The sequence below is a fragment of the Streptomyces sp. NPDC028308 genome (genome assembly GCF_055565855.1).
In genome coordinates, this window is sequence record NZ_JBVHTO010000018.1 from 150,880 (window position 1) to 168,623 (window position 17,744).

The window sequence follows — 17,744 nt, forward strand, 5'->3', positions numbered from 1 at the left end:
TGAGAACGCAGAGGACAAAGCAGTGAGCATCCCTGCACAGAGCGGCGGCGCGACCCTCGCCCCGGGTGCCGCCCCCGGTGAGACCCTGCTCAAGGTGACCGGCCTCAAGAAGCACTTCCCCATCCGGAAGGGCCTCCTGCAGCGTCAGGTCGGCGCGGTGCGGGCCGTCGACGGCATCGACTTCGAGGTGCGCTCGGGCGAGACCCTGGGCGTCGTGGGCGAGTCGGGCTGCGGCAAGTCGACGATGGGCCGGCTGATCACGCGGCTGCTCGAACCGACCGAGGGCAAGGTCGAGTTCCAGGGCAAGGACATTACGCACCTCGGTGTGGGCGGCATGCGGCCGATGCGCCGTGACGTCCAGATGATCTTCCAGGACCCGTACTCGTCGCTGAACCCGCGCCACACCATCGGCACGATCGTCGGCGCTCCCTTCAAGCTCCAGGGCGTCACGCCCGAGGGCGGCATCAAGAAGGAAGTCCAGCGGCTGCTGTCGGTCGTGGGTCTCAACCCCGAGCACTACAACCGCTATCCGCACGAGTTCTCCGGCGGCCAGCGCCAGCGCATCGGCATCGCCCGCGCGCTCGCGCTCAACCCGAAGCTGGTCGTCGCGGACGAGCCGGTCTCGGCGCTCGACGTGTCGATCCAGGCGCAGGTCGTCAACCTGCTGGACGACCTCCAGCAGGAGCTCGGCCTGACGTACGTGATCATCGCGCACGACCTCTCGGTGGTGCGGCACGTCTCGGACCGCATCGCGGTGATGTACCTCGGCAAGATCGTCGAGCTGGCGGACCGCGACGCGCTCTACAAGGCGCCGATGCACCCGTACACCAAGGCGCTCATGTCGGCCGTGCCGATCCCGGACCCGGCCCGGCGCAACGCCAAGAGCGAGCGCATCCTGCTCAAGGGCGACGTGCCCTCGCCGATCTCCCCGCCGAGCGGCTGCCGCTTCCACACGCGGTGCTGGAAGGCGACGGAGATCTGCAAGACGACCGAGCCGCCGCTCCTGGAGCTGAAGCCCGGCCAGCAGGTCGCCTGCCACCACCCGGAGAACGCCGCGGACCAGGCGCCGCAGGACACCGTGCTGCTGTCGGCGGCGCGGGAGGCGGTCGAGCTGGTGCCGGACGCGGTGCTGGCGCAGACCTCCGCCGTGGCGGTGCAGGAGTCCCTCAAGGAGGCCGACGCGGCGCCGGCGGCCACCGAGGAGCCGGCCGTGACGCCCGCCGCCGAGGAGCCCGCCGTGACGGCGGAGCCCGCCGCCGAGCCGAAGGCCGCCGCTGCCCCGGAGACCGCGGAGCCCGTGGCCGCCGAGCCCGTGGCGACGGAGTCCGAGGCCGCGGAGCCCGCGGTGACGGAGTCCAAGGCCGTGGAGCCCGCGGTGACGGAGTCCGAGGCCGCCGAGCCCGAGGCCGCGAAGCCCGCGGCAGCGGACTCCGACATCGCCGAGCCGGTGACCGCGCGGCCCGCGACCGCCGAGCCCGTGGCTGCGGAGCCCGACGCCGCGAAGCCCGCGGTGACGGAGTCCGAGGCCGCCGAGCCCGAGGCCGCGAAGCCCGCGGTCGTGGAGCCGGACGCGGGGAAGCCCGCGACCGCGAAGGCGGACGACGCCGGGGACACTCCCGTCAAGGAGTAGGCCCGCACGTGAACAGGGAGGGGAGAGCGCGGGCGCGCTCTCCCCTCCCTGTCGTGGCGGGTAAGAATGTCGGGTGCTTCAGCAACTGTTCAGCCCCTCCGTCCAGCACACGCTCGACCTGGTCGGCATCTTCGTCTTCGCCATCTCGGGTGCGCTGCTGGCCGTCCGCAAGAACTTCGACGTCTTCGGCATCGCCGTCCTCGCCGAGGTCACCGCGCTGGGCGGCGGGCTGTTCCGGGACCTGATCATCGGCGCCGTGCCGCCGGCCGCCTTCACGGACCTGGGGTACTTCATCACCCCGCTGCTGGCCGCGCTGCTCGTCTTCTTCCTCCACCCGCAGGTGGAGCGCATCCAGGTCGCGGTGAACGTCTTCGACGCGGCCGGCCTCGGCCTCTTCTGCGTCGCCGGTACGACGAAGGCGTACACCTACGGCCTCGGGCTCACCCCGTCCGCGGCGCTGGGCCTGGCCACGGCGGTGGGCGGCGGCGTGCTGCGCGACGTGCTGGCCAACGAGGTGCCCTCGCTGCTGCGCTGGGACCGCGACCTCTACGCGGTGCCCGCCATCGTCGGCGCCACGATGGTGGCCCTGTGCATCCGCTACGACGTGCTCTCGCCGTTCACCAGCGGACTGGCCGTCGTGACCGCCTTCGTGCTGCGGCTGCTCGCGATGCGGTTCCACTGGCGCGCGCCGCGGGCCTGGAACCGGCGCTCGACCGTGCAGGAGACGGACGAGTGAGCGCGGGATTCACGGGATCGCAACGGAGAAAAGCTACTGCTTAGTAATCTCCTGTTGTACCGTTCAGGCATGTCTGAAGCAGCTTCCGTACAGGCCACGCGGGCCACGGTCGGCGACAGCGAGTTCGACCGGGACACCGCGGTCACCCTGCGCGAACCCGGCGTCTACGACATCGACCTGTCCGCCGGGTGGACGATCATCAGCGCCGTCAACGGCGGGTATCTGCTGGCCGTCCTGGGCCGCGCGCTCGGCGACGCCCTGCCGCACTCCGACCCGTTCACGATCTCCGCGCACTACCTGACCGCGTCCCAGCCGGGCCCCGCGGTCGTCCGCACGGAGGTCGTCCGCACCGGCCGCACCCTGTCGACCGGCCAGGCCTCGCTCTTCCAGTACGACGAGGAGGGGCGCGAGGTCGAGCGGATCCGCGTGCTCGCGTCGTACGGGGATCTCGGCGCCCTGCCCGACGACGTCCGCACGACGGCCAGGCCGCCCGCCATCCCGCCCATGGAGCAGTGCTTCGGGCCGCAGGACGGACCGGCGCCCGTGCCCGGCAGCTCCGCCATCACCGACCGGCTGATGCTCAAGCTCGACCCGGCCACGCTCGGCTGGGCCCTCGGCTCGCCGTCCGGCAAGGGCGAGATGCGGTCCTGGTTCGGTCTCGCCGACGGCCGCGACCACGACCCGCTCTCGCTGCTCCTCGCGGTCGACGCGCTGCCGCCGACCGCCTTCGAGCTGGGCCTGTCCGGCTGGGTGCCGACGGTCGAGCTGACCGTGCACGTGCGCAGCCGCCCGGCCCCGGGACCGCTGAGGGTCTCCATCACCACCCGGAACCTCGCCGGAGGCTTCCTGGAGGAGGACGCCGAGGTGTGGGACAGCGCGGACCGGCTGGTCGCGCAGTCCCGTCAGCTCGCGCGCGTCCGGCTCGGCTGAACCCCGGCGCGGGGGCCCGCCGTTCGCCGGCGGGCACCCCGCTCCGTGTCTTCGTCCGCGCTCACGCGGTGACCAGCGGGCGGCGCCCCAGCCAGGACGCCAACTGCCCGTACACGTCGGCTCCTTCGGGGGCCGGCACCGCGGAGGCGAAGTGACCGCCCTCCTCGCGCCGCGCCTCGGGCAGCACCCGCCGGGCCACGGCGAGCGCGAACCGGGCCGGTTCCGGGTCGAGTTCGAGCGGCGACCCGAGGGCCTCCGCGAGGTCCCAGGTGTGGGTGACCGCCTCCATGACGTATCCGGCCAGGGCGGCGCGGCCCGGCACCTCGCCCCACGGCACCCGGACCAGGGCGTCGAGCCGGGCGTCGTCCGCCCAGTCCCGCCGCACCCGCTCCCGCGCCTCGTCGTACGCGGCCGCCCAGCCGTCGTCGGGAACGCCCTCGGCGTACGGGGCCACGGCGAGTCCGTCGCCGCCCGCGCCGATCAGCGCGATCCGGCGGGTTCCGCCCACGATGTGCGACAGCAGCCTGCGCACGTCGTACTCGGCGCACGGGGTCGGCCCGTCCAGCCGCTCGGGACGGACGGTCCCGATCAGGGTCGCGAGCTGTCCGGCGGCGCTCCGGTACAGGGGGCGGGGATCGGGCATGGCGTTCATCTCGGACCTCTTCTTTCGTGCACCGCGAGTCGGTGTGCCCACAGGCTCCCGGCATAACCTGACAGTTTCCGTCAGCATTTGCCGAGCGTCCGGCGGACGCGGAATGCTGGGTCCGTGAAGTCCGGCCGCCTGCTCTCGATCCTCCTGCTGCTGCAGACCCGCGGCCGGGTGCCCGCGCACGAACTCGCCCGCCGCCTGGAGGTGTCGGTGCGCACCGTCTACCGGGACGTCGAGGCACTGTCGGCCTCGGGTGTCCCCGTGTACGCGGAGCGCGGACGGCACGGCGGCATCGAGCTGCTCGCCGGATTCCGTACGGACGTCACCGGGCTGACCGCCGACGAGTCCCGCGCCCTGTTCATCCTGGCCGCGCAGGGGGCGCACGCCGCGCTCGGCCTGGACGCCGCGCTCGGCTCGGCACTGCGCAAGGTGATGGCCGCGCTGCCCGCCCCGCACAGACCGGCGGCCGAGGCCACCAGCCGCCGCGTCCTCGTCGACGCCACCCGCTGGAAGGGCGGCCCGCAGCCCGCCGTCGACCTGGAGGTGCTGCAGGACGCGGTGTTCGCCGACCGCCGGCTGCGGCTGCGCTACCGGCACAGCGGGCGGAGCGAGCCGAGCCGGTACACCGTCGACCCCTACGGCCTCGTGTCCAAGGCCGGCGTCTGGTACCTCGTCGCCGACCGGCGCGGCAGGCCGCAGCTCTTCCGCGCGGACCGGGTGCGCTCGGCCACGCTCCTCGCGGAGCCGGTCAGGCGCCGGCCGGGCGTGGAACTCGCCGACGCCTGGGAGGTGTTGCGCCGCCAGGTCGAGGAGCGGCCCGGCGGCATCGACGTCACGGTCCGGGTGCTGCGCTCGCGCCTCGACATGTTCCTGCGCCTGAACGCCGCCGCCCTCAGGGAACTGCCCGAGGACGACGGGGAGAGCGAGTGGGTGACGGCCGGGCTGTCGTACGGAGTCGTCCAGGAGGCCCGCTCCCTGCTCGCCTTCGCCGACCGGATCGAGGTGCTGTCACCGCCCGAGGTCCGCGCGGAACTGGCCGCGGCGGCGGCCGCCGTCACGGAGCTGTACGGGACCCCCGACGGGCGGGCGGGAGGCGGACCGGCGGCTCGGGGCTGATCCCGGCCCGAGGGCGGGGGAGGGGCGGGCGCGGGCAGGCGACCCGCAGCTGATTTGGATCGGGGACGCGGGAAGGGGCTTCGGTCAGCCCAGCCAGTGGCGGCGGCCGATGCTGATCAGCCGCATCTGGCGGCTCGCGACGCGTGCGACCCGGTCCCGTTCCTCCTCGGAGGCGTCGAGCGCCTCCAGGAAGAGCGAGGCCGTCATCAGCATCTGGTCCACGTACAGCGCCGCCAGCATGAGGAGGTCGTCGTCGCTCCAGCCCGCGGACTCCGGGTGCTTGGCCAGCTCGGCCCGCACCTCCTCGGAGAACCGGGCCAGTTGGCCGCTGATGGCCTCGCGCACCGGCTGCACACCGCCGTGCCGCTCGCGCGCGATGAAGCGGACGTGCGCCGGGAACGTCTCCACATGACGGGCAATCAGATCCACGGCACGCGCTATGCGTTCGTCGCTGTCGCCGGCCGCGGACACCGTGTGCCCGATCATCGGGTGCAGGCTGCCCAGCGCCTCCTCGACCAGCGCCACACCGAGGTCGGCCGTGGAGCGGAAGTGCCGGTAGAACGCGGTCGGGGCGACGCCGACCGCCCGGGTGACCTCGCGCAGTCCCAGGCTGCTGAGGCTCTGCTCCTCCAGCAGGCCGAGCGCCGCGTCCAGGAGGGCCTGGCGGGTCTTCTGCTTCTGCGCCTGGCGGATGCCGAGGGTGTGACTCATGCCATGCAGTTAACAACTGTTCTCCGGAATTGAAAAGCCGCCGGACGCGCTAGACTCATGAGTCAGTGAACAACTGTTACTACAACTGTTCACTGGAGCGTCAAGTCCCCGAAACATCCGGGGTGTTGAAAGGGGGACGGAATGCGGGCCATCGACGCAACCCGGACCTTCCGGGCGAGGGGACCGGACGCTCCAGGACCTCACGAGAGGAACGTCATGCTGATCCTGGTCGCAGCCCTCCTGCTGATGGGCGTCTTCATGGGCTCCGTGGCCCACGCGCCGCTGCCCCTCACCCTCGTCGCCGCGGCCGTCATCGGCCTGTGGCTGGTCGTCTTCGCGGTACGCGAGCGGCACTCCGGCAAGCGCCGCACCACCGCCCACTGACGCCCGCGCCACCCCTGACGGCGCGCGTCCCCGTCTCCGCCCACCTACCGCCGGGAGCTGAACCGATCATGGAACTCACCGCATCGCCGACCCGCCGGACCGGGATCCGGGACACCGACGGCATGGCCGTCGCCTCCTTCGTCCTCGGACTCCTCGGCCTGCTCGTCCTGAACCTCTTCCTGGGCCCGATCGCCATCGTCCTGGCCTCCGTCGCCCTCTGGCGCGGCACCGAGCGCAAGGGTCGTGCCCTCCTCGGACTGGGCCTCGGCGTCGCCGACCTCGTCGTCCTGCTGGCCTTCATGCAGGCCGACAACACGGTGTCCTGGAGCTTCTGAGCACCGACGGGACGAGCGAGGGACCACGCGGGCCGAGGCGACGGACGGCGGGCCCGTAGAATCGGGCCCACCATGGCTTACCTCGACCACGCCGCGACCACCCCGATGCTTCCCGAGGCGGCGGAGGCCCTGACCGCCCAGCTCGGCATCACGGGCAACGCCTCCTCCCTGCACGCCGCCGGCCGCCGCGCCCGGCGGACGGTCGAGGAATCCCGCGAGACTCTGGCGGACGCCCTCGGCGCGCGCCCCAGCGAGGTGGTCCTCACCTCCGGCGGCACCGAGGCCGACAACCTCGCCGTCAAGGGCCTGTACTGGGCCCGCCGCGACGCCGACCCCGCCCGCACCCGGGTCCTCGCGAGCCCCGTCGAGCACCACGCCGTCCTCGACGCCGTCGACTGGCTCGGGGAGCACGAGGGCGCCACCGTCGAGTACCTGCCGGTCGACGCGTACGGACGCGTCCACCCCGAGGCACTGCGCGAGGCCATCGCCCGCGACCCCGACGACGTCGCCCTCGCCACGGTCATGTGGGCCAACAACGAGATCGGGACCCTCATGCCGGTCCGCGAACTGGCCGACGTCGCCGCCGAGTTCGGCGTCCCGCTGCACGCCGACGCCGTCCAGGCCTTCGGACAGGTGCCCGTCGACTTCGGCGCCTCCGGGCTCGCCGCGATGACGGTCTCGGGCCACAAGATCGGCGGCCCGTACGGCATCGGCGCGCTGCTCCTGGGCCGCGAGTACACCCCGGTGCCCGTCCTGCACGGCGGCGGCCAGGAGCGGCACGTGCGCTCCGGGACCCTCGACGTGCCCGCGATCGCCTCGTTCGCCGTCGCCGGACGGCTGGCGGCCGAACAGCGCGAGTGGTTCGCCCGGGAGATCGGCGCCCTGCGCGACGACCTCGTGGACGCCGTGCGCAAGGCCGTGCCCGACGCGCTCCTCGGCGGCGACCCCGCCTCCTCCGGACGGCTGCCGGCCAACGCGCACTTCACCTTCCCCGGCTGCGAGGGCGACTCCCTGCTGCTGCTGCTCGACGCCCAGGGCATCGAGTGCTCGACCGGATCGGCGTGCACGGCGGGTGTCGCCCAGCCCAGCCACGTCCTCCTGGCCACCGGCGCCGACCCCGAACTGGCCCGCGGCACCCTGCGCTTCTCCCTCGGTCACACCTCCACCGAGGCGGACGTCGAGGCACTGGCCCGCGCGATCGGCCCGGCGGTGGAACGCGCCCGCACGGCGGGACTCACCTGACCGCGTCCGGCCACGGGCGAAGGCCGCGACGCCGGGACGCCGTACCCGCGGGCAGGGGTGCCCGGGCACGCGCCCGCCTCCGCGCGGCGGCGCGTCAGGCCGTCGTCGTACGCGCGCGCCGTACCAGCCGTATGTACCGGTCCCAGTCCCAGTGCGGGCCCGGGTCCGTGTGGTCCGTGCCGGGGACCTCGACGTGCCCGATGAGGTGCTCCCGGTCCACGGGTATCCCGTACCGCGCGCAGATCCCGGCCGCCAGCCGCGCCGAGGCGGCGTACATCGCGTCGGTGAAGGACGAGGCGCGGTCGACGAAGCCCTCGTGCTCGATGCCGACACTGCGTTCGTTGTACTCGCGGTTGCCCGCGTGGAAGGCCACGTCCAGCTCGCGGATCATCTGCGTGACGTGCCCGTCCCGGCGCACGATGTAGTGCGCCGCCGCACCGTGCCCCGGATCCTGGAAGACCTTCACCGCGTCCCGGAAACTGCCCTGGGTGACATGGACGACGACCCGGTCTATGCCGTAGTCGTCGGGCCGGTCCGCGCGCCGCCAGTTCGCCGGCGAGGCCGCCACCCACCGGGCGCCCGCGAAGTCGACCGCGCCCGCCTCACGCGGCTTCTGGACCCCGGGCAGCCGCCACCACAGGTGCGCCAGCTCGTCCCGGGCCAGCGCGGCGCTGCCCACCGCGGCCGCCGTGCCGCCGATGAGCAGTGCCCGGCGCCCGAGGCGCCGGTCTCCGTCCGCGCCGCCCCCGCCGGGCGCGCCCTTCGTCTCCCCCATGCGATGCCCAACGGATATGCGGGGGCTCCGGTTCCCGGCGCCCCGTACCCTGGAGGGGCTATGACTGAGACCCCGCAGCGCACCCGCCCCCTTCGCGTCCTCGCCGCCATGTCCGGCGGTGTCGACTCCGCCGTCGCCGCCGCCCGCGCCGCCGAGGCCGGGCACGACGTCACCGGAGTGCACCTCGCCCTCTCGGCGAACCCCCAGTCCTTCCGGACGGGCGCGCGTGGCTGTTGCACCATCGAGGACTCCCGCGACGCCCGCCGGGCCGCGGACGTCATCGGCATCCCGTTCTACGTGTGGGACCTCGCCGAGCGCTTCCGCGAGGACGTGGTGGAGGACTTCGTTGCCGAGTACGAGGCCGGGCGCACCCCGAACCCCTGCCTGCGCTGCAACGAGAAGATCAAGTTCGCGGCGCTCCTCGACAAGGCGCTCGCCCTCGGCTTCGACGCCGTCTGCACCGGCCACTACGCCCAGGTGATCGTCCGCGAGGACGGCACCCGCGAGCTGCACCGTGCCTCCGACATGGCCAAGGACCAGTCCTACGTCCTCGGGGTGCTCGACGACCGCCAGCTGGCGCACGCGCTGTTCCCGCTCGGCGACACCGTCACGACGAAGGACGAGATCCGCGCCGAGGCGGAGCGCCGCGGCCTCGCCGTCGCCAAGAAGCCCGACTCGCACGACATCTGCTTCATCGCCGACGGCGACACCCAGGGCTTCCTCGCCGGCCGCCTCGGCCGGGCCGAGGGCGACATCGTCGACGAGTCCGGCGCCAAGCTCGGCACGCACGAGGGCGCGTACGGGTTCACCATCGGCCAGCGCAAGGGCCTGCGCATCGGCACCCCGGCCCCCGACGGCAAGCCGCGCTACGTGCTGGACATCTCGCCGGTGGACAACACGGTCACGGTCGGCCCGGCCGACGCCCTGGACGTCACCGCGCTGACCGCGGTCAGGCCCCGCTGGTGCGGCGCCGCGCCGTCCGGCCCCGGCACGTACACCGCCCAGCTGCGCGCCCACGGCGGCGAGACCGAGGTGGCCGCCGAACTCGTCGACGGCTCCCTGGAGGTCACGTTCACCGAGCCCGTGCGCGGCGTCGCGCCCGGCCAGGCGATCGTCCTGTACGACGGCACACGCGTGGTCGGCTCGGCGACGATCGCGACGACCACGCGCGCGAAGGCCGCCGTCTAGGGCCACCTCCGGCCCCCCCTGATCGCCGGCCGCTCGCGGACCGACCCGCGGGCGGCCGGCTCCGTACCGGCGCTCAGCCGGTCTCCACCTCGTAGAAGCAGAGGTGGTCCTTGATCCGCGCGACGTCCGGCTTGGGGTCGGGATACGCCCACACCAGGTCGGGCGCGTCCGGCAGCGACCAGTAGGAGGCCGTGCCCTTGAACGGGCAGTACGTGTGGGTCTGCGAGGGCGTCAGCAGGTCGAGACGGACGTCCTCCGGCGGCAGGTAGTAGCGCACGGGACAGCCGGTCTCGCGCAGCAGCAGAGGCCGCTCGGTCTCCGCCAGGACCCTGCCGTCGTGCACCACGCGTACGCGTTCGGTGCCTTGCTCGATCGTGATCGTGTGTCCTTCAGCCATATCTGGACAGCACCGTCGGGCCCGCGCTTCTTCCCCTCGTACGGTGGACGCATGAACATCTGCGTCTTCCTCTCCGCCGCCGACCTCGACGACCGCTACACCCGGCCCGCCCGCGAGTTCGCGGAACTGCTCGGCAAGGGCGGCCACACCCTGGTGTGGGGCGGTTCCGACGTCGGACTGATGAAGGTGGTCGCCGACGGCGTGCAGCAGGCCGGCGGACGGCTGCTGGGCGTCTCCGTCGACTTCCTCGCGGCCAAGGCCCGCGAGGGCGCCGACGAGATGGTCGTCGCCCGGGACCTCGCCGAGCGCAAGGCGCTCCTCCTGGGGAAGGCCGACGCCGTGGTGATCATGGTCGGCGGCACCGGCACCCTCGACGAGGCCACCGAGATCCTGGAGATGAAGAAGCACGGCATGACCGAGATGCCGGTGGTCCTGCTCAACACCGCGGGCTTCTACGACGGACTCAAGGAGCAGTTCCGGCGCATGGAGGACGAGGGCTTCCTGCCGCGGCCCCTCACCGAGCTGGTCTTCTTCGCCGAGGAGCCGGTGGGCGCGCTGGCCTACCTCGAGGAGAGCCACGGCACGCGGTGATGCGAGCATGGCGGGCATGGCTACACATGTGATCACCGGGGCGGGTTCCGGCATCGGCGCGGCCGTCGCGCGCCGCCTGCACGCGCGCGGGGACGAACTCGTCCTGCACGCGCGCGACGCGGGCCGCGCGAAGGAACTCGCCGGGCAGTACCCCGGTTCGCGCACCCTGGTCGGCGACCTCGCGGACCCCGACAAGCTCTCCTGGGCGTTCTCCCACCAGTCCCTGCCCGACCGGATCGACTCGCTCCTGCACATCGCGGGCGTGGTCGACCTCGGCCCCGTCGGCGAGCTGACCCCCAAGACCTGGCGGCACCAGCTCAACGTCAACCTGATCGCCCCCGCCGAACTCACCCGCCACTTCCTGCCCCAGCTGCGCCTGGCCCAGGGGCACGTGGTGTTCGTCAACTCCGGCGCCGGACTCAGCGCCCACGCCGACTGGTCCGCGTACGCCGCCTCCAAGCACGGCCTGAAGGCGCTGGCGGACTCCCTGCGCCACGAGGAGCACGGCAACGGCGTCCGCGTCACCTCCGTGTACCCCGGCCGCACCGCCAGCCCCATGCAGGCCAAGGTGCACCAGCAGGAGGGCAAGCCCTACGAGGCGTCCCGCTGGATCGACCCCGAGTCGGTCGCCACGACCGTGCTGGTGGCCCTGGACCTGCCGAGGGACGCCGAGATCAACGACCTGACGGTACGACCGGGCCGCTGACCTCGGCGGAAGGATTCCGTAGGCTGCCGGGGTGAGCGAAAACAGCGTGTTCAGGTTCGGGCCGGCGACCGGCGTCGGATCCATGCCGGGCGGCGACGCCCGGGAGGCCGCCAAGACCGTCGTCGGGTCGTTCGAGGACTTCCCGTTCCTGCCCGAACTCCCCGCGCGCGGCCCTGGCGCCGACATGATCGGCCGGACCGCCGGGATGCTCGTCGAGCTGTACGCGCGCGTGGAGCCCAGCGGCTGGCGGATCGGCGACCGGCCCGGACGGGACACCCGGCGGGCCCGGTCCTGGCTCGGCGAGGACCTGGACGCCTTCGAGGAGTTCACCCAGGGCTACGAGGGCCCGCTCAAGGTGCAGGCGGTCGGCCCCTGGACGCTGGCCGCCGCACTGGAGCTGCGCAACGGCGAGGTGGCGCTCTCCGACCCGGGCGCCTGCCGGGACCTCGCCGGATCGCTCGCGGAGGGGCTGCGGACGCACCTCGCCGAGGTGCGCCGCCGGGTGCCGGGCGCCGACGTCGTCCTCCAGCTCGACGAGCCCTCCCTCATGTCCGTGCTGCGCGGCCAGGTCAGGAGCGCCAGCGGCTACCGCACCCACCGCGCCGTCGACCGGCAGGTGATCGAGTCCACGCTGCGGGACGTCTTCGGCGTCCAGGACGGGGGACCGGTCGTCGTGCACTCCTGCGCGCCCGACGTGCCGTTCGCGCTGCTGCGCCGGGCGGGCGCCGCCGCGATCTCCTTCGACTTCTCGCTCCTCACCGAGCGTGACGACGACGCGATCGGGGAAGCGGTGGAGGGGGGCACCCGGCTGTTCGCCGGTGTCGTGCCGGGCACGGACGCCCCATTGTCAGACCCTGCCGGTAGCGTCATGGGTGTCAGGACGCTGTGGCGCAGGCTGGGACTGAATCCGGGGCTTCTCACGGAGACGGTCACGCTCACTCCGTCGTGCGGGCTCGCGGGGGCCTCCCCCGACTACGCGCGCACGGCGCTCGCCCACTGCGCCCGGGCGGCGAGATCCCTCGCGGACAACCCTGAGTAACGGGAGGACGACACGGTGGCCGGCGACCAGGACGCACAGACCGCCTCGACCGCGCAGCCCCTGCCCACCGAGGCACGGGAGAAGCACGCGCAGCTCGCCGAGCAGATCGAGGAGCACCGCTTCCGGTACTACGTGAAGGACGCTCCCGTCGTCAGCGACGCGGAGTTCGACAAGCTGCTCCGCGCGCTGGAGGCACTGGAGGAGGAGTACCCGCAGCTGCGGACGCCGGACTCGCCGACCCAGAAGGTCGCGGGCGCCTACGAGACCGAGTTCACGGCCGTGCAGCACCGCGAGCGCATGCTCTCCCTGGACAACGCCTTCGACGACGCGGAGCTCACCGCCTGGGCCGACCGCGTCGCCAAGGACGTCGGCACCCCCGGCTACCACTTCCTGTGCGAGCTCAAGGTCGACGGCCTCGCGGTCAACCTCACGTACGAGCACGGCCGCCTCACGCGCGCCGCGACCCGCGGCGACGGACGCACCGGCGAGGACATCACGCCGAACGTCCGCACCATCGCGGAGATCCCCGACCGGCTGAAGGGCGACCGCGTCCCGGACCTCGTGGAGATCCGCGGCGAGGTCTACTTCCCGATGGAGAAGTTCCAGGAGCTGAACGCCCGTCTGGTCGAGGGCGGCGACAAGCCCTTCGCCAACCCGCGCAACGCGGCCGCGGGTTCACTGCGCCAGAAGGACCCCCGGGTCACCGCAACCCGCCCGCTGCACATGGTCGTCCACGGCATCGGCGCCCGGCAGGGCTTCGACATCGAGCGCCTCTCGCAGGCGTACGAGCTGCTGCGCGAATGGGGCCTGCCCACCGCCCAGCACAACAAGGTGGTCGACGACCTCGACGGCGTACGGGAGTTCATCGCCCACTTCGGCGAGAACCGCCACTCCGTGGAGCACGAGATCGACGGTGTGGTCGTCAAGCTCGACGAGATCCCGCTCCAGGGACGCCTCGGCTCCACCTCCCGCGCGCCCCGCTGGGCCATCGCCTGGAAGTACGCGCCGGAGGAGGTCAACACCAAGCTGGTCAACATCCGCGTCGGTGTGGGCCGTACGGGACGCGTCACGCCCTACGCGCAGGTCGAGCCGGTGACCGTGGCCGGCTCCGAGGTCGAGTTCGCGACCCTGCACAACCAGGACGTGGTGAAGGCCAAGGGCGTCCTCATCGGGGACACGGTGGTGCTGCGCAAGGCCGGTGACGTGATCCCGGAGATCCTCGGCCCGGTCGTCGACCTGCGGGACGGCAGCGAGCGGGAGTTCGTGATGCCGGCCGAGTGCCCCGAGTGCGGCACACCGCTGGCGCCCGCGAAGGAGGGCGACATCGACCTCCGCTGCCCGAACGGCCGCACCTGCCCGGCCCAGTTGCGCGAGCGCCTGTTCTACCTCGGCGGACGCAAGAGCCTCGACATCGAGAACTTCGGCTACGTCGCCGCCGCGGCCCTCACCAAGCCGCTGGAGCCCGCCGAGCCGCCCCTCGTGGACGAGGGCGACCTCTTCGACCTCACCATCGAGCAGCTGCTGCCCATCAAGGCGTACGTCCTCGACCAGGACAGCGGTCTGCCCAAGCGCGACCCGAAGACCGGCGAGGAGAAGATCGTCACGGTCTTCGCCAACCAGCAGGGCGAGCCGAAGAAGAACGCCCTCGCCATGCTGGAGAACATCGCGGCGGCCAAGCAGCGCCCGCTCGCCCGCGTGCTGACCGGACTGTCGATCCGCCATGTCGGACCGGTCGCGGCCGAGGCCCTGGCCCGCGAGTTCCGCTCGATCGACCGCATCGAGCAGGCCACCGAGGAGGAGTTGGCGAACACCGACGGCGTGGGCGGGATCATCGCGGCCTCGCTGAAGCAGTGGTTCGCCGTCGACTGGCACCAGGAGATCCTCCGCAAGTGGCGGGCCGCGGGCGTGCGCATGGAGGAGGACTCCGGCGAGGACCAGGGCCCGCGCCCCCTCCAGGGCCTCGTGGTCGTCGTCACCGGCACCCTCGAACACCACACGCGGGACGGCGCGAAGGACGCCCTGCAGAGCCGCGGAGCGAAAGTGACCGGATCCGTCTCCAAGAAGACGTCGTTCGTCGTGGTGGGTGACAACCCCGGGTCGAAGTTCGACAAGGCGATGCAGCTGAAGGTTCCGGTTCTGAACGAGGAGGGGTTCGCGGTCCTGCTGGAGCAAGGGCCGGAAGCCGCCGCCGAACTCGCACTTCCGACCGAGGAGTAGCGGTTGAAGGCCACCCGTTCGGCGCATATCAGATGCATACGGGTGGCCGGGTCGCATTCGGGCAACCGTCGACGACCGCTGCCCGTGGAAGCCTTCCGCGGCCTACTGTTGAGAAGTGCGTCTGCCGTGCCCGGCCGCGGCCGGCGCATCCCCTTGCTCTCCACGGGCGCTGGGAAGGGTTTTCAGACGCGGAGCCGCGGATGGTTCGCCGGGCACCGGACCGCGTGGCGTGGGCACCGCCGGCTGTGAGAGGGACGGGAATGGAACCGACCGAGAGCGCCGCTCCGGGCTCCCGGCTGCGCCTGCGCCGGATGTCCGGCGCCTGGCTGGCCGGACTCCGGACGGGGCGGCCGTCGGCGGGCGCGAGCGCGGGCGCCCGCGGCGCCGCACAGCTCACCGTCGGGGACTCCCCGCATTCCTACGGGCACACCGCCGCACGCGCCGCGGACCCGCCCGGCCACGAGAGCGAACGGCACCTGTCCTGGCCGGCGCTGCCCGCCGCCGTCGTGGGATCGGCCGCCTTCGTCCTCGGTGCCGGTTTCTACCGCGCATTCAGCGGACACCACGCGCTCTTCCCGTCCGGCACCGCCGGCTGGTCGCTCGCCGTGCTCACCGGCGTCATCGTCGGCCACCTGGTCGCCCTCGGCCGCTCCCGCTGGTGGGGCGGCACGGGTTCGGGCGCCGCCCTCACCCTCGCGGTCCTGCTGCTGTACGGCTGGGTGCCCGCCGGCATGGTCAGCCTCACCGTCGTCGTGCTGGTCGGCGTCGCCCGCCGCAACCGCTGGCGCCAGGGCGTCCTGCACGGCGCGGTCGACATCCTCGGCATCGGGACCGGCGCGCTGGTCCTGGCCGCCTTCGGCCGGGTCCCCTCCGTCGAGACGCCCTGGGACCCGCAGACCTGGACCCTCTACGCGGCACCCCAGGTGGTCCTCGTCGCCGCCGGCTACCTCGCGGTGAGCCGCGCCCTGCTCTGGTACCTGCACGCCCCGCGCACCGGCGGACTGCCCACCGTCGCGCGCACCGCCCTGGCCCGCCAGGGCCTCGTCGCCGTGGCGCTGCTCGGCATCGCGCCCCTCATCTGCGTGGTGGCGCAGGCGCGCCCGCTGCTGCTGCCGCTGTTCTCCATCCCGCTGATCGCGCTGGACTCCACGCTGTGGATAGCCCGGGCCCGGGCGGAGGAGCAACTGCGCGATCCGCTGACCGGGCTCCCCAACCGGCAGTGGCTCCTGGAGCGGACCTGGACGGCACTGGACGACGCCGAGCGGATCGGGGCCCGCGCCGCCCTGATGCTGATCGACCTCGACCGCTTCCGCTCGGTCAACGACACACTCGGGCATCTCGCGGGGGACAGGCTGCTGTTGCAGATAGCCGACCGGCTGCGACTGGCCCTGCCGCGCGGAGCGGAGGCCGCGCGGCTGGGCGGTGACGAGTTCGCCGTCTTACTGCCGGTGGCGGACTCCACGACCTCCGCCACCCGGCTGGCCCGCGGTCTCGTCGCCGCCCTCGGGTCACCGCTCGACCTCGACGGGCTCACGCTCGTCCTGGAGGCCAGCGCCGGGCTCGCCGTCTTCCCCGACCACGCGCTCGACGCGGAGGGGCTGCTGCGCCGCGCGGACGTGGCGATGTACCAGGCGAAGCGGGACCGTACGGGGGTGGAGGTGTACGAGTCCAAGCGGGACTCGAACACCCCTGACCGGCTGGGCCTGCTCGGCGACCTGCGCCGGGCGCTCGACGCCGGTGACGTGGAACTGCACTACCAGCCCAAGGTCCGCTTCGACGGGCAGGTGGCCGGGCTTGAGGCTCTGGTGCGCTGGGTGCACCCGGAGCGCGGGAAGGTGCCGCCGGACGAGTTCATCGCCATCGCCGAGTCATCCGGGCTGATGCCGCACCTCACGGAGTACGTGCTGGAGACTGCGCTCGCGCAGGTCGCGCGCTGGCGGGCACAGGGGCTGTACGTGCCGGTCGCGGTGAACGTGTCCCCGCGGGACGTGCACACTCCCGGGTTCGCCGGTTCGGTCGCCGCCCGTCTCGCCCGGCACGGGGTGCCCGCCGGGGCGCTCCAGCTGGAGATCACGGAGCATGTGCTGCTGGAGGATCCGCAGCGTGCCGCGGACACCCTGGCCGCGCTCACCGGGCACGGCGTGAAGATGTCGCTCGACGACTTCGGCACCGGTTACTCCTCCCTCGTCCATCTGCGGCGGCTGCCCGTCAGCGAGCTGAAGATCGACCGGTCCTTCGTGGCGCGGCTGGCGGTGGACAACGAGGACGCGGAGATCGTGCGGTGCACGGTCGATCTCGCGCATTCGCTCGGTCTGCTCGTCGTCGCCGAGGGGGTCGAGGACGACGAGACGTGGGAGCGGTTGCGGGATCTCGGGTGTGACGCCGTGCAGGGGTGGCTGGTGGCGGCGGCGATGCCTCCGGAGGAGGCCACGGCATGGTTGCTCGCGCGGGGGGCTCGGGGGTGGCAGCGGCCTCGCGCCGCGTTGCCCGCGGCGGAGTAGGTCTCTCCTTCCCGGGTGCCTGGACCGGCCTCCGGCCGGATGTCGCCCACCCACGCACCACCCGTTGCTCCTTCCTGGAAGGCCGGCCTCTCCCGTGTCTCCGCCTCGCCGTCGGCGTCCGCCCGTGCGCGGGGCTTCCGGTCCCACGGACCGGCCGTGACCGCCTTCCGGTGGCCGGCCTCTGCCGTGTCTCCGCCTCGCCGTCGGCGTCCGGCCGTGCGCGAGGGTTCCGGTTCCACGGACCGGCCGTGGCCGCCTTCCGGTGGCCGGCCTCTGCCGTGTCTCCGCCTCGCCGTCGGCGTCCGCCCGTGCGCGGGGCTTCCGGTTCCACGGACCGGCCGTGGCCGCCTTCCGGTGGCCGGCCTCTGCCGTGTCTCCGCCTCGCCGTCGGCGTCCGGCCGTGCGCGGGGCTTCCGGTTCCACGGACCGGCCGTGACCGCCTTCCGGCGGCCGGCCTCTGCCGTGTCTCCGCCCCGCCGTCGGCGTCCGGCCGTTCGTGGTGGTTGCGGTCCCACGGACCGGCCGTGGCCGCCTTCCGGCGGCCGGCCTCTGCCGTGCCCCGGCCCGGCCGTCTGCGTCCGGCCGTTCGTGGGGGTT

The 17,744-nt window shown here is 73.1% G+C and carries 17 protein-coding genes; 13 read left to right on the top strand and 4 right to left on the bottom strand.

What is annotated here, in order from left to right; genetic code table 11:
- Positions 1-22 precede the first annotated feature (22 nt).
- From ACZ4VA_RS36045 to ACZ4VA_RS36055, 3 genes are all read left to right on the top strand, one after another.
- Positions 23-1,630, top strand: coding sequence for an ABC transporter ATP-binding protein (locus tag ACZ4VA_RS36045; protein WP_468084091.1), 1,608 nt, complete (start codon positions 23-25; stop codon positions 1,628-1,630).
- Between the two features lie 73 nt (positions 1,631-1,703).
- On the top strand, positions 1,704-2,366 hold the full coding sequence (locus ACZ4VA_RS36050) for a trimeric intracellular cation channel family protein (RefSeq protein ID WP_468084093.1): 663 nt from the start codon (positions 1,704-1,706) through the stop codon (positions 2,364-2,366).
- Between the two features lie 69 nt (positions 2,367-2,435).
- Positions 2,436-3,296, top strand: a complete 861-nt coding sequence (locus ACZ4VA_RS36055) for a thioesterase family protein (RefSeq protein WP_355794863.1) — start codon at positions 2,436-2,438, stop codon at positions 3,294-3,296.
- A 61-nt stretch (positions 3,297-3,357) separates the two neighbouring features.
- Here the strand turns inward: ACZ4VA_RS36055 and ACZ4VA_RS36060 are convergent, their stop codons facing one another.
- Positions 3,358-3,948, bottom strand: coding sequence for a TIGR03086 family metal-binding protein (locus tag ACZ4VA_RS36060; protein WP_356171639.1), 591 nt, complete (start codon positions 3,946-3,948; stop codon positions 3,358-3,360).
- Positions 3,949-4,062: 114 nt separating this feature from the next.
- On the opposite strand from ACZ4VA_RS36060, the gene ACZ4VA_RS36065 reads away from it, so the two are divergent.
- Positions 4,063-5,061 carry a helix-turn-helix transcriptional regulator gene (locus ACZ4VA_RS36065; RefSeq protein ID WP_356171642.1) on the top strand — a complete coding sequence of 333 codons (999 nt, stop codon included), beginning with the start codon at positions 4,063-4,065 and terminating at the stop codon, positions 5,059-5,061.
- A gap of 84 nt (positions 5,062-5,145) precedes the next feature.
- On the opposite strand, the gene ACZ4VA_RS36070 is transcribed toward ACZ4VA_RS36065, so the two are convergent.
- Positions 5,146-5,772, bottom strand: a complete 627-nt coding sequence (locus ACZ4VA_RS36070) for a TetR family transcriptional regulator (RefSeq protein ID WP_355794884.1) — start codon at positions 5,770-5,772, stop codon at positions 5,146-5,148.
- Positions 5,773-5,988: 216 nt separating this feature from the next.
- Here ACZ4VA_RS36070 and ACZ4VA_RS36075 point away from each other — a divergent pair, with 216 nt between their 5' ends.
- The 3 genes from ACZ4VA_RS36075 (at position 5,989) to ACZ4VA_RS36085 (ending at position 7,733) form a co-directional block, all read left to right on the top strand.
- Positions 5,989-6,156: a hypothetical protein gene (locus tag ACZ4VA_RS36075; protein WP_356171645.1), complete on the top strand. Its 168-nt coding sequence runs from the start codon at positions 5,989-5,991 to the stop codon at positions 6,154-6,156.
- 68 nt (positions 6,157-6,224) lie between these two features.
- On the top strand, positions 6,225-6,491 hold the full coding sequence (locus ACZ4VA_RS36080; protein ID WP_355789735.1) for a DUF4190 domain-containing protein: 267 nt from the start codon (positions 6,225-6,227) through the stop codon (positions 6,489-6,491).
- Between the two features lie 72 nt (positions 6,492-6,563).
- The gene (locus ACZ4VA_RS36085; protein WP_355789737.1) at positions 6,564-7,733 is read left to right on the top strand and encodes a cysteine desulfurase family protein; all 1,170 of its coding nucleotides are present in this window, start codon (positions 6,564-6,566) and stop codon (positions 7,731-7,733) included.
- Positions 7,734-7,827: 94 nt separating this feature from the next.
- Here the strand turns inward: ACZ4VA_RS36085 and ACZ4VA_RS36090 are convergent, their stop codons facing one another.
- Entirely contained in the window at positions 7,828-8,508 is a 681-nt protein-coding gene (locus tag ACZ4VA_RS36090; protein WP_389390406.1) for an N-acetylmuramoyl-L-alanine amidase, read from the bottom strand.
- A gap of 60 nt (positions 8,509-8,568) precedes the next feature.
- Between ACZ4VA_RS36090 and mnmA the strand changes: the two genes are divergently transcribed.
- Positions 8,569-9,696: a tRNA 2-thiouridine(34) synthase MnmA gene (mnmA, locus tag ACZ4VA_RS36095; protein ID WP_356171650.1), complete on the top strand. Its 1,128-nt coding sequence runs from the start codon at positions 8,569-8,571 to the stop codon at positions 9,694-9,696.
- A gap of 73 nt (positions 9,697-9,769) precedes the next feature.
- Here the strand turns inward: mnmA and ACZ4VA_RS36100 are convergent, their stop codons facing one another.
- On the bottom strand, positions 9,770-10,093 hold the full coding sequence (locus ACZ4VA_RS36100; protein WP_356171653.1) for a DUF427 domain-containing protein: 324 nt from the start codon (positions 10,091-10,093) through the stop codon (positions 9,770-9,772).
- Between the two features lie 51 nt (positions 10,094-10,144).
- On the opposite strand from ACZ4VA_RS36100, the gene ACZ4VA_RS36105 reads away from it, so the two are divergent.
- The 5 genes from ACZ4VA_RS36105 (at position 10,145) to ACZ4VA_RS36125 (ending at position 17,147) form a co-directional block, all read left to right on the top strand.
- Positions 10,145-10,684, top strand: a complete 540-nt coding sequence (locus ACZ4VA_RS36105) for an LOG family protein (RefSeq protein WP_355789087.1) — start codon at positions 10,145-10,147, stop codon at positions 10,682-10,684.
- A 7-nt stretch (positions 10,685-10,691) separates the two neighbouring features.
- Positions 10,692-11,390: an SDR family oxidoreductase gene (locus tag ACZ4VA_RS36110; protein ID WP_402379633.1), complete on the top strand. Its 699-nt coding sequence runs from the start codon at positions 10,692-10,694 to the stop codon at positions 11,388-11,390.
- A gap of 31 nt (positions 11,391-11,421) precedes the next feature.
- The gene (locus ACZ4VA_RS36115) at positions 11,422-12,429 is read left to right on the top strand and encodes a methionine synthase (RefSeq protein ID WP_356171659.1); all 1,008 of its coding nucleotides are present in this window, start codon (positions 11,422-11,424) and stop codon (positions 12,427-12,429) included.
- Positions 12,430-12,444: 15 nt separating this feature from the next.
- Complete coding sequence (ligA, locus tag ACZ4VA_RS36120; RefSeq protein ID WP_468084099.1) at positions 12,445-14,646, top strand: NAD-dependent DNA ligase LigA; 2,202 nt, start codon at positions 12,445-12,447, stop codon at positions 14,644-14,646.
- Positions 14,647-14,906: 260 nt separating this feature from the next.
- Complete coding sequence (locus ACZ4VA_RS36125) at positions 14,907-17,147, top strand: putative bifunctional diguanylate cyclase/phosphodiesterase (protein ID WP_356171665.1); 2,241 nt, start codon at positions 14,907-14,909, stop codon at positions 17,145-17,147.
- The last annotated feature ends 597 nt before the right edge of the window (positions 17,148-17,744 follow it).

Bases quoted from the DNA above. Each gene is read 5' to 3' on its own strand.
- ACZ4VA_RS36110 (WP_402379633.1), top strand. From the start codon at position 10,692: ATGGCGGGCATGGCTACACATGTGATCACCGGGGCGGGTTCCGGCATC.
- ACZ4VA_RS36070 (WP_355794884.1), bottom strand. From the start codon at position 5,772: ATGAGTCACACCCTCGGCATCCGCCAGGCGCAGAAGCAGAAGACCCGC.
- ACZ4VA_RS36080 (WP_355789735.1), top strand. From the start codon at position 6,225: ATGGAACTCACCGCATCGCCGACCCGCCGGACCGGGATCCGGGACACC.
- mnmA (WP_356171650.1), top strand. From the start codon at position 8,569: ATGACTGAGACCCCGCAGCGCACCCGCCCCCTTCGCGTCCTCGCCGCC.
- ACZ4VA_RS36100 (WP_356171653.1), bottom strand. From the start codon at position 10,093: ATGGCTGAAGGACACACGATCACGATCGAGCAAGGCACCGAACGCGTA.
- ACZ4VA_RS36085 (WP_355789737.1), top strand. From the start codon at position 6,564: ATGGCTTACCTCGACCACGCCGCGACCACCCCGATGCTTCCCGAGGCG.
- ACZ4VA_RS36060 (WP_356171639.1), bottom strand. From the start codon at position 3,948: ATGAACGCCATGCCCGATCCCCGCCCCCTGTACCGGAGCGCCGCCGGA.
- ACZ4VA_RS36105 (WP_355789087.1), top strand. From the start codon at position 10,145: ATGAACATCTGCGTCTTCCTCTCCGCCGCCGACCTCGACGACCGCTAC.
- ACZ4VA_RS36075 (WP_356171645.1), top strand. From the start codon at position 5,989: ATGCTGATCCTGGTCGCAGCCCTCCTGCTGATGGGCGTCTTCATGGGC.
- ACZ4VA_RS36090 (WP_389390406.1), bottom strand. From the start codon at position 8,508: ATGGGGGAGACGAAGGGCGCGCCCGGCGGGGGCGGCGCGGACGGAGAC.
- ACZ4VA_RS36055 (WP_355794863.1), top strand. From the start codon at position 2,436: ATGTCTGAAGCAGCTTCCGTACAGGCCACGCGGGCCACGGTCGGCGAC.
- ACZ4VA_RS36125 (WP_356171665.1), top strand. From the start codon at position 14,907: ATGGAACCGACCGAGAGCGCCGCTCCGGGCTCCCGGCTGCGCCTGCGC.